This window comes from Pseudoalteromonas sp. SR41-4 (genome assembly GCF_014163985.1).
Taxonomy (GTDB): Bacteria; Pseudomonadota; Gammaproteobacteria; order Enterobacterales; family Alteromonadaceae; genus Pseudoalteromonas; species Pseudoalteromonas rhizosphaerae.
This window is the reverse complement of sequence record NZ_JACJEI010000020.1, coordinates 45,232-59,816: the sequence shown is the minus strand read 5'-3', so window position 1 is coordinate 59,816 and position 14,585 is coordinate 45,232. Positions and strand designations below refer to the sequence as shown.

The following is a 14,585-nucleotide window of genomic DNA, read 5'->3' as shown; positions in this document are numbered from 1 at the left end:
AAACACAAAGTAGTTAAATTCAAAGGCTTCAACATGATTGAATACCCGATTGATCAACTCCCACAGCTTATTGATGAGCTTTTACAATGTGATACCACAGAGCGTAAAAATAAGCTGTTAGCTGACGCCAAAGAAATACTTTCGACAGAACATTTATCGTTATTATTTGAAGCCTTACCAAAAGATCAGCGTATAGATATTTGGCAGTTATTAGATGAAGACACCCAGCATGAAATATTCATTAATTTAGGCGCCGATAGCTGTCGTTGGTTATTACAAACACTCGATGAAGATGACGGTTTTAAATTACTTGATGAAGTAAGCGTTGCTGAGTTACTTGAACTTGAAGAAGTGATCCCTGAGCGCTTTGTTGAATACGCTCGCCGTCAACTTGATGAAGTACAAACCAAGCAATATGAATTAGCGCAGCAGTATCTGCCAGAGCAACTTGGTCACTGGCTTGATTTTGATTCACTTAAGGTTTCAGACAAACTAACGGTCGGTGGCGCACGAAAAATCCTGCAAAAAGGCTTACCGCAATATACCGAGGTTATTTATTTAGTGAGCCGCAAAGGCACGCTAATTGGTGAGGTATCGGTTAACACGTTATTTAAAGCTAAGGACTCAGACACCTTATTAAGTTTTGCTGATCACGATATAACTTCACTGCATGCCGACGATGATTTATACGAAGCAGCTGAAGTGGTGATCCACAGTGAAAAAATGGCAATGCCCGTTGTCAATGTCGATAATAAGTTACTGGGGCGATTAAAAGTTACCTCAGCTTACGAATTACGCCAAGAGGTCACCGATGAAGCAGCGGCAAAAGCGGGTGGTTTACGTGAAGACGAAGATCTATTTGCCAGCGTACGAAAAAGTGCGAAGAACCGTGGTATTTGGTTAGGCATTAATTTAGCAACCGCATTTTTAGCATCCTGGTTTATTGGCTTATTTGGCGCAACCATTGAGCAAGTGGTTGCATTGGCAGTATTAATGCCGGTAGTTGCGTCAATGGGCGGTATAGCAGGGAGCCAAACGTTAACCGTAATCGTGCGCGGTTTAGCGCTTGGTCAGGTGACTGACTCAAACCGTAAGGCGCTACTTAAAAAAGAGCTTAGGGTAGGTGCCGTAAATGGCTGTGTGTGGGCTATGGTAATTGGTGTGCTTACCTATTTTTGGTTTAGTGATGTAATGCTCAGTATTACCATTACAGTGGCTATTTTGTTTAATTTAATTGCAGCCTCTTTGTCTGGCGTGGTGATCCCTTCTATTTTAGATAAAATGAAAATCGATCCCGCACTGTCAGGTTCAGTAATCTTGACAACAGTGACCGATATCGTTGGCTTTGTCACTTTCTTAGGGTTAGGTAGTTTATTACTACTTTAGTATTTTAGTGTAGGAAGTATGATAGCTTTTACAGGCATTTGATTAATTTCAGTTTTATTTCTGTTGTATGAATTTTTAGTGAAGAACTGGTTGGCGCGTATCATCTGGTTCTTTTTTATCATAAAGTACAGCTCTCGCAATAGCGAGTTACATAATTAAAAAGGAAATACTCAATGTCAAAGAAACCAGCTAAAGCAATCAGTAAAGAAGTAAAATCGATTAAAAAAGAAATCAGCGCTCGTAAAGATAAAGTCGCAAAACAAAAATCCAAAATAGGTAAGCTTAAAAAAGCGCTGAAAAAAGCAGCTTAATTTAGCATACGAAAATATTGCTGTGTGATCAGTTATTCTGCACTATCAGTAAAGGTTATAATTATACTTTTCAAATGCTTAGGCAATTATAAAATACTTTTGTAATTGCCAAGCCAGTTTTTTACCTCCACTCCTAGCACGCCATGATCTGCTAGCGCACAATATTTGTTAATAATTTTATGCAAATATGTTTTAATCTATGTATATACTTTACAGCATTAAGCGTTTGCTTAAACTTTATGATAAAAAATCACTTAACAATCGCTATTTTTATCTGTATTTTTTCTACGCTAACTAATGCGTCTGAACACTTTAGTGATCACGAACAATTCTGCTTACAACAGCCAGAGAAAGACTGCTTAGTTTATATTAATGAACGTATAGAGCAATCAGAGCTACATTCAACTCGGTGGTATAAAACCAAGTCTTACTTATTTGATTATTACTACGATAAAAATGATTATGAAACCTTAAAAATCATTGTTGAACCATTCGCAGAACGAGATGATTTACCTGAAGTATTTAAAGTCCAAGCTTATTTTTACTATGCCAAAGCTTTGCATTTTTATCACGATGATGAGCGTGCAAAAATCTATGCAAATAAGGCATTTACAGATATAAAGTTGATGTACGATGCGTTTGCAGATCCAATGCGAATGCTCGAGTTAGCTAATTTGCAGTATGTTTTTGGTAATAAGGAATCCGCTTTTCAGATGCTGCTCAAAACCGAACGAAAGTTTGGCAAGAGTAAAGATCCAATTTTTAATTTTGAGTTACAGTCTAATAAAGCAAATATTTATCACGCTTATGGCGATTTAGAAAATGCCAGAGAGAGCAGAAAAAAAGCGCTTGATTGGATACTACCAACCCAGCATCAAGGCAAAATTATTGTGGCACAGGGGAATTTAGCGCGCACATATCAATTGCTCGGACAGTATGACCTTGCTATTAAGTACTATGTAGATTCGTTGAGTTATATGGTAGAAGGTAGTGATGATATTGCAAAAGCTGCGCATACATTAAGGTTGGCAGAAATATGCTGGCAAGCAAAAGATAATCAGCAGGCTACTAAGTGGTTTAAAACAGTTAAAGAGAGTGATTTAAATCGTAACCATAAAATAGTCTATAAGCAATTAGCTACAGCCTTAACTTTGTAGCGATTGTAACTATACATCCCCGATAAGACGGCCCATATTTATATGGGCCGTAGTTACTTGTTTAATTAAAAGTTAAACGTTACATTCGCATAAACAAAGCGGCCATCTAAACTATATGGCGTGAACCCGCTGTAAGTGAAAATTTGGTTGAAATCACTATAACCAATATTACTTACCGTATCTTGCGGGTACTGATCAAATAGATTGTTAGCACCTAAAGCAAGTTTCCATTGCTCGGTTGGGCGATACGCCACTTCAATATCAGTGAGCCATTTCGCCTTAAGAAGCTCATCGCCCTCAGCACTACTTGAGGTATCAGCTACTTCACCATAGCGAGTTGCACGAAGCGTGGCCTGTATATTTTCATAATCCCATGTTGCAGACAGGTTCCATTTATCTGCTGGTGTGCCTTTTTCGAATCGAGAAATTTCACGTCGTGCAAAGTATTGATATCCATCACCTAACGCTTCGAGTTCTGGTGGATTGTCTTTCACATGAGTAACTTCTGTATCGTTAAAGTTTACAGCGGCACTTAAGCGTAAGTCACCATAATCAGCTAAACCGAGTAAATAGGTGGCAACAATATCAACCCCTTGAGTACGCGAATCGATAGCGTTGGTAAAGTAGCGCACACTTTGGGTATTAAGCTCAGCGGCTTGTTGTAAAATAGCTTCAACAGCAGGGCCTTCTAAGTTTTCAGAAAGCACAATGCGATCATCAATATCGATACGATAAGCATCAAGCGTGAAGCTAAAATTACCTTCTGTGAAGATAAAACCAGCGGTCATATTGACAGACTCTTCAGCGTCTAAATCTTTTGCGCCAAGCGCTTTGGCAGCAGCCTCACTACTTGGAAATAATCCGACTTCTCTAGGTACGCCATTTTCAAATACAGTGCTGACTGATTTATAAGATGTTTGTGCAAGAGACGGTGCTCTAAAACCACTACTGATAGCACCACGTAACGATAATGAAGGAGTAATGCTATAGCGGCTGGCAAGTTTCGCTGTAAAAGTACTGCCAAAATCACTATAGTCTTCAAATCGACCTGCTAGCACAGCATTCCAATTTTCAGTGAGGTAGGTATCAAATTCAGCAAATAGGGCAATGTTATGGCGGCTTTTATCAGTTGCACTATCGGGTGAAAAACCTGATAAAACTTGTGCACCACCGGCGGCAACAGGTACGCCTTGTGCATCAAGTACCGTTAAATACGAAGCTTGTTCACCGGCTTTGATTTGGTAGTTTTCATGGCGATATTCAGTACCAATGGTAACAAACACGTCATCAGGCAAGCCTAAGTCAAAGCTATTGCTGGCATCCATGTTAACAAGGAATTGTTCATACACTAATGCGCCATTATCAAACTCTGTCGGACTGTTAGCACCCATAGAGGTATTGATACTATTGCTAACACCTAATGCAAAATCATTGCGACCATAATTAGTGCTGATATCCCATGTCCAATCATTACTAACCCCATTTAAGCCGATAGCAAATGAATAGTCGTCAACATCAGTGTCAATGTTTGGTAAAAAACCATCTGGATAAACGCTTGGCACATTACGGTTGTCTTTGGCACGGCGATAGAAACCGCCTGAGTTACCTTTACGATTTGAATAGCTGGCAAAAGAGTAAAGTGATAAGTCATCACTAAAGTCGTAGCCAAGATTATAAAATAGCGCGATATCTTCAACATTGGCTTTACCAAAACGGTGATTATAACGGTCAAACGTTAGCTCTTTTGGATCAAGCGCGCCGTTTTCATTACGATTATATTGTTCTCGCTCATCAATACCTGAGCGGTTAGTTGGCTCGTTGTTACGGGTTTCAATTGAGATATTGATAAAGCCATTCTCGCTAAGCGAAAAGCCCGCATTGGCACTTGCAGTTCGGGTAATACCATCGTTAACGCGGCGGTCATCACCTTTAACAAAACCAAGCTTACCTTGCGAGTCGATGATTGTTTCTTTTAACTGTGCAGAGCCTGCCATTTGCGAATCATATTGACCATAAGTGTAGCTTACACTGCCGCCTTCATCGGCATCTTTGAGCACAATATTGATCACACCGGCGATGGCATCTGAGCCATATTGAGCAGCTGCACCATCACGCAGTACTTCAACGCGTTTAATCGCAGAGGTTGGAATATTATTTAAATCAACAGCCGTAGAGCCACGGCCAACTGTGCCACCTAAATTTAATAAAGCACCAGAGTGACGGCGTTTACCATTGACAAGTACTAAGGTGTGATCAGGAGCTAGGCCTCGTAATACTGCTGGTTTTGCATGGTCTGTACCATCAGCGAGGGTTGCACTTGGGTAGTTAAAGCTAGGTAATTGAGCCGCAAGCACTTGGCTTATTTCAAGCTGGCCTGTGGTTGCCAGATCACGACTGGTTAGCAAGTCTACAGGAACTGTACTTTCCGACAGGCTGCGTAAACTACGACGTGTGCCGGTAACCGAAATAACTTCAATATCTTGTGCTGTTGTGTCAGCTGTTTGCTCAACAGCGATTGCAGTCGCTGAGGTTGCCAATGTACTTGCAATAGCAAGTTGTAAAGGTAACTTGTTAAATAGTTTCATTGTTGATCCCGAGTTGTTGTCATACGCCATCTAGTTTATATAGCGTATTGGGAACAAACAAATAACATTAAAATATAGTATATGTGTAACTAATGCATTTCGTTAAAATAAATCAAATCTTGTTAATGTTGTGTTTATGAGCTGATGCTGATTTTATTTCTGCCGTCAGATTTTGCTCTATATAAAGCAGTATCAGCAGCACATATTAGTGCTTCGCAGGTACGGTATTGATTATCAAGTTCACAGGCTATACCTTGGCTCACACTTACTTTAACTTCTGGCGGCAGGCCTATATCAGTAAACGTCATCGCATTTATTTGTTGTTGAATATGTCTGGCAACAACAGCGGCGCTATCGCGGTTGCAGCGTGGCAGAATAACAGCAAATTCTTCACCGCCATAGCGAGCGGCTAAACAATCTCTTGATGGTATACATTGCAAAATAATCTTGGCTATTTTTTGTAAGCACTTATCGCCTTTAATATGGCCATAGGTATCGTTGAATCTCTTAAAATGATCGACATCAATTAATATACTAGTTAATGGCTGGTGGCTTTGAATACTTTCTTGCCAGTATTGTTTTAATGATTCATCGAGCGTGAAGCGATTAGCAAGCCCAGTTAAATGATCTATTGAAGCTTGTACTTTTAATTTGTTATATATTGCTTTGTGAATACTTAAATCATGTAATATGCACACATAAAGTTTTTGCGCTGACGCAATGCTCGAAGGCATATTAGAAATAGATAAGTCGGCCTCAATTATATTGCCATCCGTTTTGTTTATTTTTACTTCATTAGGACCAAAGTTAAGGCGAGTATCTTTTATATCTAACCAGTTTAGTAACGTATACATGTATTTATCGCGGTCAGTTTCATGTAAAAACTGTAGTAGGCTTTGACCAATCAATGATTGCTGGGAGTCGCCTAAAAACTGTGCCGCCATTGGGTTTGCAAACTCAAACGTACCTTGCTCATCGATGATAAAAATACCTTCACTGATGCCGTTGAATAATTCAATTAAAGAACCAAACTGTAAGTGAGAAAGACAGGCTGAAAGGGTTTTGCCAATAGTAGCTGATTGCTTATTTGCGTTAAGTGTTTGGTTATTATTTGTTTGGTTAGACACGTTTAATCCTTTACGTTTTGCTATACGTTTTTGGTGTCTATAAATTTACTTAAAAAAGTGCAAATAAACCTTCTGGTAACCTTCTGGTTTTAAGTTTTTGATTTTTAATAATAAAATGAAAATACGCAGGTGAGGTAACGCCTGCGAAGCAAGAGAAAGAAAGGGATAGGTTGCAGTAATTAAATTTCTTCTTTGTTTATAACCTGAGGGTCGCTACTGCTGTAAGAGGTGCCATTACATTCCACATTAAAAATGATTGATGCTGTACCGCTGGTTTCATCGGTATCTGTAATGGTAATAGACTTACCGTTATTATTAACTACGTAAAGGAAGTCATCAGCACAGTTGCCAGTGATTGTTGCGCTGCTAAATAAGAAGCCTTTATTAAATGTGTCTTGTTTTAAAGTGTAAATAGCAGCAGTTTTGGTTCTTACCTCACCTCCACCTGAGACTTGGTCATCTCCTATATAGTATGTAAAATTTGCTTTGTTATCTACAAGCTCGATTTCTACTGAAAAGTTAACAACTTGTTGGTTGTTATTCATGTTATTTCCTCTATCATTTTTGTTATAGGCTAAAGTCATCAATACCTAACTGTATTAGGTTTTCTTTTAATTCTTTCGCTTCATTTTTTCTATTTGAGCAGCTATATGCTTGAACCAAAGGGTACGTTGTTTTTATACTTTTATTTTCTCGGAATGAAATTATTTTAATTGCTTTTTCACAAAATAAGCTTCGGTCATCATTATTTGTTGCAAGTTTAGCTTTAATTAAATATATCCTTGCTAAAACTAAGGAGTTTGCTGTTTGCCATAGTTTTCCTATTTGTACTTTGTAATCATTGTTTTTTTCAAGTTTAATTAGTAGTTCATTTGCTTTGGAATTTATACCTATGTTGATGTAGTAATGAATAATACTGATAAATATATTAATAGTTTCAGTATCATTTAAATCCTGCTCTGTTAAAAAGTTTAATATTTCTTTTATGTTATCGTTAAGATCTTGCTCGTTCGATAACATCAATTTATAAGATAAAGAACGGTAATATATTTTCTGGAATTTATTATTATTTGGATCTTGAAGAAGAGCATTACGTATACTGTCATTTGCTAGCTTAGCTTTTTCATAAGAGCGCTGCTTATCCGAGAAATAACTTAGTAGGAAACTTTGTTGCATATAAATATAAGTAAGATTGCTTAATACGCTGGCATCATTGGGATATTGTGCCAAAATATTATTCAACTCATTAGATGCATTTTCTAACATTGTTAATGCCGTATTAAAATCACCCAAATTTTCTTCTGTACTGGCAAGCCAGCTAATTGTATCTGTTTTATCACGTAATAAGTTTTTATTGTTGGGTTTAAGCTCGAGTGCTTTGTTTTTAAGATTTAGCGACTCTGTGAAGCTTTGTTTTGCAGCAGCATAGTTAAATTGTTTTAAATATAACGAGCCGAGAGAGTTATGTGAATAAGACAACTCCATAATGGAGTTAAAATCATTGGGTGCTAGGGAGTACATTGTTTCACTATAGGCTTGGTATTTTTTAAACATTGGCTCTGTGGCAGCGTAATCACTTTTATCATAATGAAGTTGCCCTAACCAAAAGGCATTGGCACCCGCAAGCGTAAGTAACTCTAAGTTGCTAGGTTGGGTTTTTAATAATCCCTCAAGTCGGGTGCGGGCGCTCTCAAACGCGGTAAATGCTTCGTCGGTTTTACCGCGGGAATAGGCCACTTCCCCCATTGCCTCAAGGGTTTGTGCATATTGAAAGCGGTTGTTAAATTCGGTTTTTTGGTCTGTAAAGCGAAAGAGAGAGTTGTCCTCATCAGCCTGATTAGTAAAATACTCCAGCGCTTTATTGCTAATACCATCGAGTAAGTCCATACGTTCTACACTGCGCAGTTTATCGGCAAATTCACCCACCATAAAGCCAAGTAGGCTTTCGGCTTCTAAGCGTCTTTGCTGCGCTACTTGCTCGGCGTGGTAGCTGCGTACGCTCATAAAGGTGGCTATAAAACTGAGTAAAATAAGTGCAACCGCGGTGGCTTGTAACACTCTTTTTTTACGTTTTGCCCTGCGGTTTGATGCTTTAATTAAACTCAGTTCAGCAGGACTGAGGCTAAACATCGGGTTATTTATAAGGCTTTGTGCTTCTTGTAACGGCTTGCCCTGGGCTAATAAAAAGTCGGCATGTTTTTGCTCATTTAACCAACGCTCGGTGGCGATTTGTAAGCGACTTTTAATGGCTAAGCTTTGTTGGTGGTGGTTTATCCAGTCTATGGCGCGTTGCCACTGACGTAGTAGTGCTTCGTGTGCCAAACTAAAACAGGCTTGCTCGTTTTTAAGGTGCGACACAAATAAGCGGCTATCGACCATCGCTTGTGCAAGTTGTGTTTGTGCAGGGGTGGTGAGTTCATCCCAACGGGCTGCGCGGCTGGTGAGGGTTTCGCCATCAGCGTGCAGGGTAATTAGTTTTGATAATACCAAGCTCAGCTGGGCTTGTTGTTGCTTGGGCAGTTGTGTAAAAACGTGCTCAGCTTTTTGGCCAATCGCGCCTTCAATACCGCCCAATGCTTGGTATTCAGAGACTAATAGCTCATCGTTTTCGCTGCGCTGTAAGTACAGTTGTTGCAAAGTGTATTGCAGCATTGGCAGGGCGTCGGGGTTATTGGCGGTGTCGTTACAGAGCATTTCATCCAGTGGTGTTTGGTGCTCAGGGTCAAGCTGCCAACTAAGCCCTGCGGCTAAAGCTGGCAGGCGGATCATCTGTTTTAATTCAGAACGCGTTGGCGGTAGCAAGTCAAAATGCGCGCCATTGGCTTTACCAGCCATTAAACTGGGTTGATTAACCACTTGGGGGTAAAAGTCATTTCGACAGGCGCTAAATATAATAATGCAGTTACTGGTGGCCAGTAACTCTATAATTGTTAAAAACTGGCTGCGCTCTTGCTCGCTAAATACTGGCGACGACAGCAATACTTCAAGGCGGTCGATAAATAAAAATAAATACGGTTTTATATGGGTTGTTTGCCCTTGCTTTAAAGCCATTTGGCAACGCTCAATAACTTGCTCAGGCGTTGAGAGTAATAACTCACTGAGGGAGTCGGCACTGATATTTGTTAAAACTGGCGCATCGTTGATTTCTAAATCAAGTAAAGTAGAGGCTAGATCGAGAAATAGCCGACCTTTACTTACGTCTGCAAAGTCGAGCAAGCAGTATGACTTAATTCGAAAGCCATCAAAGCCTGCTTCACTCATTAGTGCTGGTAATACACCTGCATTGACCAGTGATGACTTACCTGAGCCACTTGAGCCGAGCAATAAGCAAAATGCGCGGCCATAATTAATTTGCGCAGATACCCGCTGTAATAGTGTGTTTATTTGCTTGCTGCGGCCAAAAAACACCGCGGCTTCATTGGGGGTGAACGCGCTTAACCCAACAAATGGCGAATCACCTTGCCACTTACTATGGCTGGCTTTTTGCTCATCATCAAGAGGGAGCTCTATTTTGGCGATAACGCGATAGCCGCGCTTGCGGATTGTCTCTATGTATTGCGGATCACTGGCTTTATCGTCAAATGCTTTACGCAATTGCGTGATGACTTTATGCAGGGGATTATCGCCCACTGCAACTGTGCGCCAACAGTGGTTAAGGATCTCTTCACTGCTAACTAACTCTCCTTGTTTTTCGCATAATAACAATAAAACATCCATCGCTTTGGGCTCAAGTTGTTTGATTTGCGCGCCTCGTATTAAACTATTGGTGGTAGCTGTTACTTGCCATTCGCCGACAAAGAAAACGGATTTACTCATGCAGGGCTCATCATTGTTATTGTTAAAATTGAGGTTACTTCAACAGGTTTTTTTATCCTACTGCAAGCAATAAGTTAATACAATATTCTGAGTCAAACGTTAAGAATCTTAATTAAACAGTTATAGTATAGGTTGTGTCTAATCTACGTTACTTTATGTAAAGCTTGCTTGACTTAAATGTATTCTTCAATAATACTTAGTCAAGTTTACTTGACTAAAAAGGTGAGAACATGAAACAACAAACAGGATTAACATTCAAACAACGTAACAAACTAAACACAGTTTATTTAGCAAAGTGGACTCTGGCGTGGGTTTTAACTTTGGCGCTTGCGTCATTCGGGCCATTGTTGCTGTGGGGCGAGCAGAACACGCTACTTAGTATAGTGGCAATTATGGTCAATGTTTTCGCAGGTATTATGATGATTATGGCAAATAAACGCCATTTAGCTGGTTTAGATGAATTGCAGCAACGGTTACATTTAAATGCGATGGCGATTACCTTAGGAGGGAGTTTAGTATTTGGTTTAGCATACTCGGTATTACAAACGAGCGGGGTAATTTCGTTTCGACAAGGGATTTCCCATTTAGTGATGTTTATGGGGATAACTTATTTAGTGTCTGTCGTAGTGATGAATAAACAACTTGGCGCTGAGGACGAAGAATGAAAAACCGCCTTAAAGTATTGCGCGCGGAGCATGACCTTACTCAGGCAAAATTAGCAGAGCTACTTGATGTATCAAGGCAAACGGTGAATGCTATCGAAAAAGGCAAGTTCGATCCTAGTTTACCATTAGCGTTTAAAGCAGCTCGTTTATTTAAATTAAAAATTGAAGATATCTTTCAAGATGAAGAGGTATAAATTCTACACTCTGCGTGCTTAAAGTACGCAGAGTGTAGTGCTGTTTATGGGGCAACTAGTTGCGGTTTTTGTTTACCCATTTGCAATGCACTCAGTAACCACATAATAAATCCACCAGCAAATAACACTGCGGCGACATAGCCGGTTTGATTAGGTTGCGCGCCTTGTGCAATTGCTAAGCCGCCAACCCAAGGACCAATTGCATTTGCAGTATTGAATGCGCATTGTACAAGTGCGCCAATCATTGCGTGCCCATGCGGAGATACATCCATCAACATAGTTTGAATAACTGTGCCAAGTCCGACACTAAAACCAATAAAAAATATAACCGCATAAAGTAACCAAATGTTATGGCTTGCCATTACATAAGTTGTAGCAAAAATGATTGCGCCAACAAGTGCTATACCGGTGGTTTTAAGGGGCGAATGATCCGCTGCCTTACCTAAAATATAGTTGCCCAGCGTACAACCAATACCGAACATAACCATCGCAATTGATATAGTGTAGGCTGGTGTGTGGGTGACCACTAAAATTGTATCGGCAATATAAGTATAAATGCAAAACACCCCGCCAAAGCCAACAATAATGATCCCTAAAATTGACCAAACCAGCTTATTTTTCAGTACGCTCAACTCGCTTAATAACGACGAAGGGGCTGAATTTTTTGTGTTTGGTATGAACTTTACAATTAGAATTAACGCAACAAGTGCCAGCACTGCGGTGCCCGCTAAACAATAACGCCAACTAAAATTTTGACCGACTAAAGTAACCATAGGTACGCCAACAATCGTTGCTATGGTAAGGCCCATAAATACTTTAGACATAAAGCTGGCGCGTTTATTGGCAGGTGCTATATCTGCGGCTAATAAAATGGCAACAGCAAAATAAGCTCCGTGGGGTAAACCACTTAAAAAGCGAAATAATATAAGCTGCTCTAACGAATTAGCAAATGCGCTTAAGCCGTTAAATATAAACATCATCGACACAAATAATAGCAAGGCATTACGCTTGCGCATATTTGCTGTGGTGATCATAAAAAACGGTGCACCGATCACTACGCCAATCGCATAGGCGCTAATGGTATAACCGCTTTGTGCTGGTGTTGAGGCAAATGTTTCGCTGAACAATGGCAGCATTGGCATCATCGAAAATTCCGATAATCCTAAAATAAAAGTACCCAGTGCAAGTACTAACAAAATAGCGGTAGTGCTTAGCGTATTGTTCACGACGCTAGGTTCAGGTGACATAGATAACCCTTGTAAAAAGACTGACGAAAAAATATGAATGATTTATTTAATAAAAAGCAGGAAACTGCAATTTTGAAGAACCAATTAAACCGCGATTGTATGATAAAAATAAGTCAGCGTATTACACGAAAAATGGCGTACTTAGATTTTTAAATATAACGTTAGATTCAAGCGTTCTTACTTTAATAGGAACGTTCCAGTTTTAATGGGTAGATTTTACATTTAAGCTGCCAGTATTACCAGTGTTCTGTTTTAAAGTACGTGCATAAATGATCGATGAGTGCCCGAATAGCTGGAGATAAATGCTTACGGGAACTATACAAAGCATAAATGTTTAGTGCATCAGGATGCCAATCAGGCAAAATGTGCACAAGCTCGTTACGTGCTATATAGTCATTAGCTAAATAGGTTGGCAACACCGCAATACCTAAGCCATTAATCGCGGCACTTAATAAGGTGGTTGCTTCATTAGCGCAAAGGCGACTGGTTACGTTAATAGAAGCAAGTTGCTGGGGCATTTTTAAATGCAAAACATGATTAGCAAAATGTTTATGTGCCAAATAGGTATGCTCAGATAAGTCACTAGGTTGAGTTATTTGCGCGTGCTTAGCAAGGTAGTCAGCTGATGCAACAATCGCAGAGTGACAAATACCAATAGGTTTGCCGATCAATGATGGGTCTGGGTTTGCAGCAATTCTAATTGCTAAGTCTATTTGTTTTTGCGCCAAATTGGTTGCTGAGTCATTTAATTCTAGTTCAATATTCACTAATGGGTGTTGTTGTAAAAATGGTTTTAATGCGGGCATTAATTGTGACTGACTAAACGACATACTCGTGGCAATGCGAATACTGCCAGTCAGCGCTGCATCAGGAGTTGCGTGTAAAACTAGTTGTTCACTTTGCTGATACCAGTTTTCAATATTTTCAAGACATGCTTTACCAGCACTAGTTAAGGCAACTTTACGGGTAGTGCGATGCAGTAGCCTTGTTTGCAGCCAGTTTTCCATTGTTTCGATGCTGCGACTTACCATTGCTCGTGACATGTTTAGGCGCTCAGCGGATGCTGTAAAACTACCTGAGTGAGCAACATCCAAAAATACTTTTGCGGCAGTGACTCTATCCATTAATTAGATCGTTTTTTGAAATAATGATGTTTATTGTTGTGCGTTTATTTGAGTTAATCAATTCTTTATTATTCACCTAACAGTATTTATTTTAGGTATCTTAAATGAAGGTTTTAGTAAAGTCGCTATCTGTTTCATTGTTAATGCTGGCTGCAAGTACGCAGGCTAAGTCGCAATTAACGGTGGATGTTTATAACGCTGATAGTAATAGTTTTACGGTTAACTCAAGTATCGTCTACGGTGATAAGCAAGCTATTGTGGTCGATAGTGGCTTTACGAATGCGGATGCACTGCGAATTGCAGCTAAAGTGTATGATTCAGGTAAAGAGTTAACCACCATTTTTATTAGCCAAGCAGATCCTGATTATTACTTTGGTGCGCAGTTGTTACAGCAACTATTCCCCAATGCAAAGTTAATAACTCCCGAGGCTGTGGCGCAAGTAATTGCAAAAAATCGTCTTAATAAAATCGCATTTTGGGGGCCTAAAATGGGCAGCAATACGCCAGCAAACCCCATTGTTCCAAAAGGTTACTCACTACAAACATTGCAGCTTGAAGGGCATGAAATTCAGATCAGAATGCAAGCTGGGGTGTTAGCGCATCGTCCTTATTTATGGATCCCTGCAAATAAAACAATTTTAGGTAATGTAGCCGTTTCAGCTGGGCACCATGTATGGATGGCTGATACGCAAAGTCAGCAAAGTATTGATGCGTGGCTAAAACAGCTCAATGAAATGAAAGCGCTTGAACCAGCAATGGTGATCCCTGGGCATATGGAAGCAGGCTCTGCATTAGATGCTAGCGCCATTGATTTTACCTTTAACTATATAACTGCGTTTGTGAAAGCAAAACAGCACAGTCACAATAGCCAAGAGTTAATCGCCAAAATGGTTACGCTTTATCCCGAATTTACTGATACCAGTAGTTTAGAATTAGGCGCTAAAGTGCATATGGGTGAAATGATCTGGTAAGG

General features: G+C 39.8%; 12 protein-coding genes. 6 read left to right on the top strand and 6 right to left on the bottom strand.

The genetic code is table 11. From position 1 onward, the window contains the following. Positions 1 to 33 precede the first annotated feature (33 nt). From H5180_RS15655 to H5180_RS15645, 3 genes are all read left to right on the top strand, one after another. Entirely contained in the window at positions 34 to 1,386 is a 1,353-nt protein-coding gene (locus H5180_RS15655) for a magnesium transporter (RefSeq protein WP_145237527.1), read from the top strand. A 173-nt stretch (positions 1,387 to 1,559) separates the two neighbouring features. Then, positions 1,560 to 1,697 carry a hypothetical protein gene (locus tag H5180_RS15650; RefSeq protein ID WP_182732438.1) on the top strand — a complete coding sequence of 46 codons (138 nt, stop codon included), beginning with the start codon at positions 1,560 to 1,562 and terminating at the stop codon, positions 1,695 to 1,697. A gap of 239 nt (positions 1,698 to 1,936) precedes the next feature. Beyond that, positions 1,937 to 2,854, top strand: coding sequence for a tetratricopeptide repeat protein (locus tag H5180_RS15645; protein WP_182758567.1), 918 nt, complete (start codon positions 1,937 to 1,939; stop codon positions 2,852 to 2,854). A 65-nt stretch (positions 2,855 to 2,919) separates the two neighbouring features. On the opposite strand, the gene H5180_RS15640 is transcribed toward H5180_RS15645, so the two are convergent. The 4 genes from H5180_RS15640 to H5180_RS15625 form a co-directional block, all read right to left on the bottom strand. Beyond that, entirely contained in the window at positions 2,920 to 5,469 is a 2,550-nt protein-coding gene (locus H5180_RS15640) for a TonB-dependent receptor plug domain-containing protein (protein WP_404936347.1), read from the bottom strand. 104 nt (positions 5,470 to 5,573) lie between these two features. After that, positions 5,574 to 6,566 (bottom strand): sensor domain-containing diguanylate cyclase, encoded by a 993-nt coding sequence (locus H5180_RS15635; RefSeq protein WP_182734459.1) that lies wholly within the window; start codon positions 6,564 to 6,566, stop codon positions 5,574 to 5,576. A 179-nt stretch (positions 6,567 to 6,745) separates the two neighbouring features. After that, on the bottom strand, positions 6,746 to 7,111 hold the full coding sequence (locus tag H5180_RS15630; protein WP_145237518.1) for a DP-EP family protein: 366 nt from the start codon (positions 7,109 to 7,111) through the stop codon (positions 6,746 to 6,748). Positions 7,112 to 7,133: 22 nt separating this feature from the next. Beyond that, positions 7,134 to 10,382 carry a winged helix-turn-helix domain-containing protein gene (locus H5180_RS15625; RefSeq protein WP_182758563.1) on the bottom strand — a complete coding sequence of 1,083 codons (3,249 nt, stop codon included), beginning with the start codon at positions 10,380 to 10,382 and terminating at the stop codon, positions 7,134 to 7,136. Positions 10,383 to 10,612: 230 nt separating this feature from the next. Between H5180_RS15625 and H5180_RS15620 the strand changes: the two genes are divergently transcribed. Then, on the top strand, positions 10,613 to 11,047 hold the full coding sequence (locus tag H5180_RS15620; protein WP_145237512.1) for a hypothetical protein: 435 nt from the start codon (positions 10,613 to 10,615) through the stop codon (positions 11,045 to 11,047). Then, positions 11,044 to 11,241, top strand: coding sequence for a helix-turn-helix transcriptional regulator (locus tag H5180_RS15615; protein WP_145237509.1), 198 nt, complete (start codon positions 11,044 to 11,046; stop codon positions 11,239 to 11,241). Before H5180_RS15620 ends, H5180_RS15615 begins: the two co-directional genes overlap by 4 nt. A gap of 44 nt (positions 11,242 to 11,285) precedes the next feature. On the opposite strand, the gene H5180_RS15610 is transcribed toward H5180_RS15615, so the two are convergent. Together H5180_RS15610 and H5180_RS15605 are read right to left on the bottom strand one after the other, a co-directional pair. Continuing rightward, complete coding sequence (locus H5180_RS15610) at positions 11,286 to 12,488, bottom strand: MFS transporter (RefSeq protein WP_145237506.1); 1,203 nt, start codon at positions 12,486 to 12,488, stop codon at positions 11,286 to 11,288. A 236-nt stretch (positions 12,489 to 12,724) separates the two neighbouring features. After that, positions 12,725 to 13,612 carry a LysR family transcriptional regulator gene (locus tag H5180_RS15605; RefSeq protein ID WP_182734455.1) on the bottom strand — a complete coding sequence of 296 codons (888 nt, stop codon included), beginning with the start codon at positions 13,610 to 13,612 and terminating at the stop codon, positions 12,725 to 12,727. Between the two features lie 104 nt (positions 13,613 to 13,716). On the opposite strand from H5180_RS15605, the gene H5180_RS15600 reads away from it, so the two are divergent. After that, complete coding sequence (locus tag H5180_RS15600; RefSeq protein WP_182758561.1) at positions 13,717 to 14,583, top strand: MBL fold metallo-hydrolase; 867 nt, start codon at positions 13,717 to 13,719, stop codon at positions 14,581 to 14,583. Positions 14,584 to 14,585 lie beyond the last annotated feature (2 nt).

Excerpts from the sequence above, each read along its gene's own strand:
- H5180_RS15605 (WP_182734455.1), bottom strand. The coding sequence starts at position 13,612 with ATGGATAGAGTCACTGCCGCAAAAGTATTTTTGGATGTTGCTCACTCA.
- H5180_RS15625 (WP_182758563.1), bottom strand. The coding sequence starts at position 10,382 with ATGAGTAAATCCGTTTTCTTTGTCGGCGAATGGCAAGTAACAGCTACC.
- H5180_RS15640 (WP_404936347.1), bottom strand. The coding sequence starts at position 5,469 with ATGGCGTATGACAACAACTCGGGATCAACAATGAAACTATTTAACAAG.
- H5180_RS15630 (WP_145237518.1), bottom strand. The coding sequence starts at position 7,111 with ATGAATAACAACCAACAAGTTGTTAACTTTTCAGTAGAAATCGAGCTT.
- H5180_RS15600 (WP_182758561.1), top strand. The coding sequence starts at position 13,717 with ATGAAGGTTTTAGTAAAGTCGCTATCTGTTTCATTGTTAATGCTGGCT.
- H5180_RS15645 (WP_182758567.1), top strand. The coding sequence starts at position 1,937 with ATGATAAAAAATCACTTAACAATCGCTATTTTTATCTGTATTTTTTCT.
- H5180_RS15650 (WP_182732438.1), top strand. The coding sequence starts at position 1,560 with ATGTCAAAGAAACCAGCTAAAGCAATCAGTAAAGAAGTAAAATCGATT.
- H5180_RS15620 (WP_145237512.1), top strand. The coding sequence starts at position 10,613 with ATGAAACAACAAACAGGATTAACATTCAAACAACGTAACAAACTAAAC.
- H5180_RS15615 (WP_145237509.1), top strand. The coding sequence starts at position 11,044 with ATGAAAAACCGCCTTAAAGTATTGCGCGCGGAGCATGACCTTACTCAG.
- H5180_RS15610 (WP_145237506.1), bottom strand. The coding sequence starts at position 12,488 with ATGTCACCTGAACCTAGCGTCGTGAACAATACGCTAAGCACTACCGCT.
- H5180_RS15655 (WP_145237527.1), top strand. The coding sequence starts at position 34 with ATGATTGAATACCCGATTGATCAACTCCCACAGCTTATTGATGAGCTT.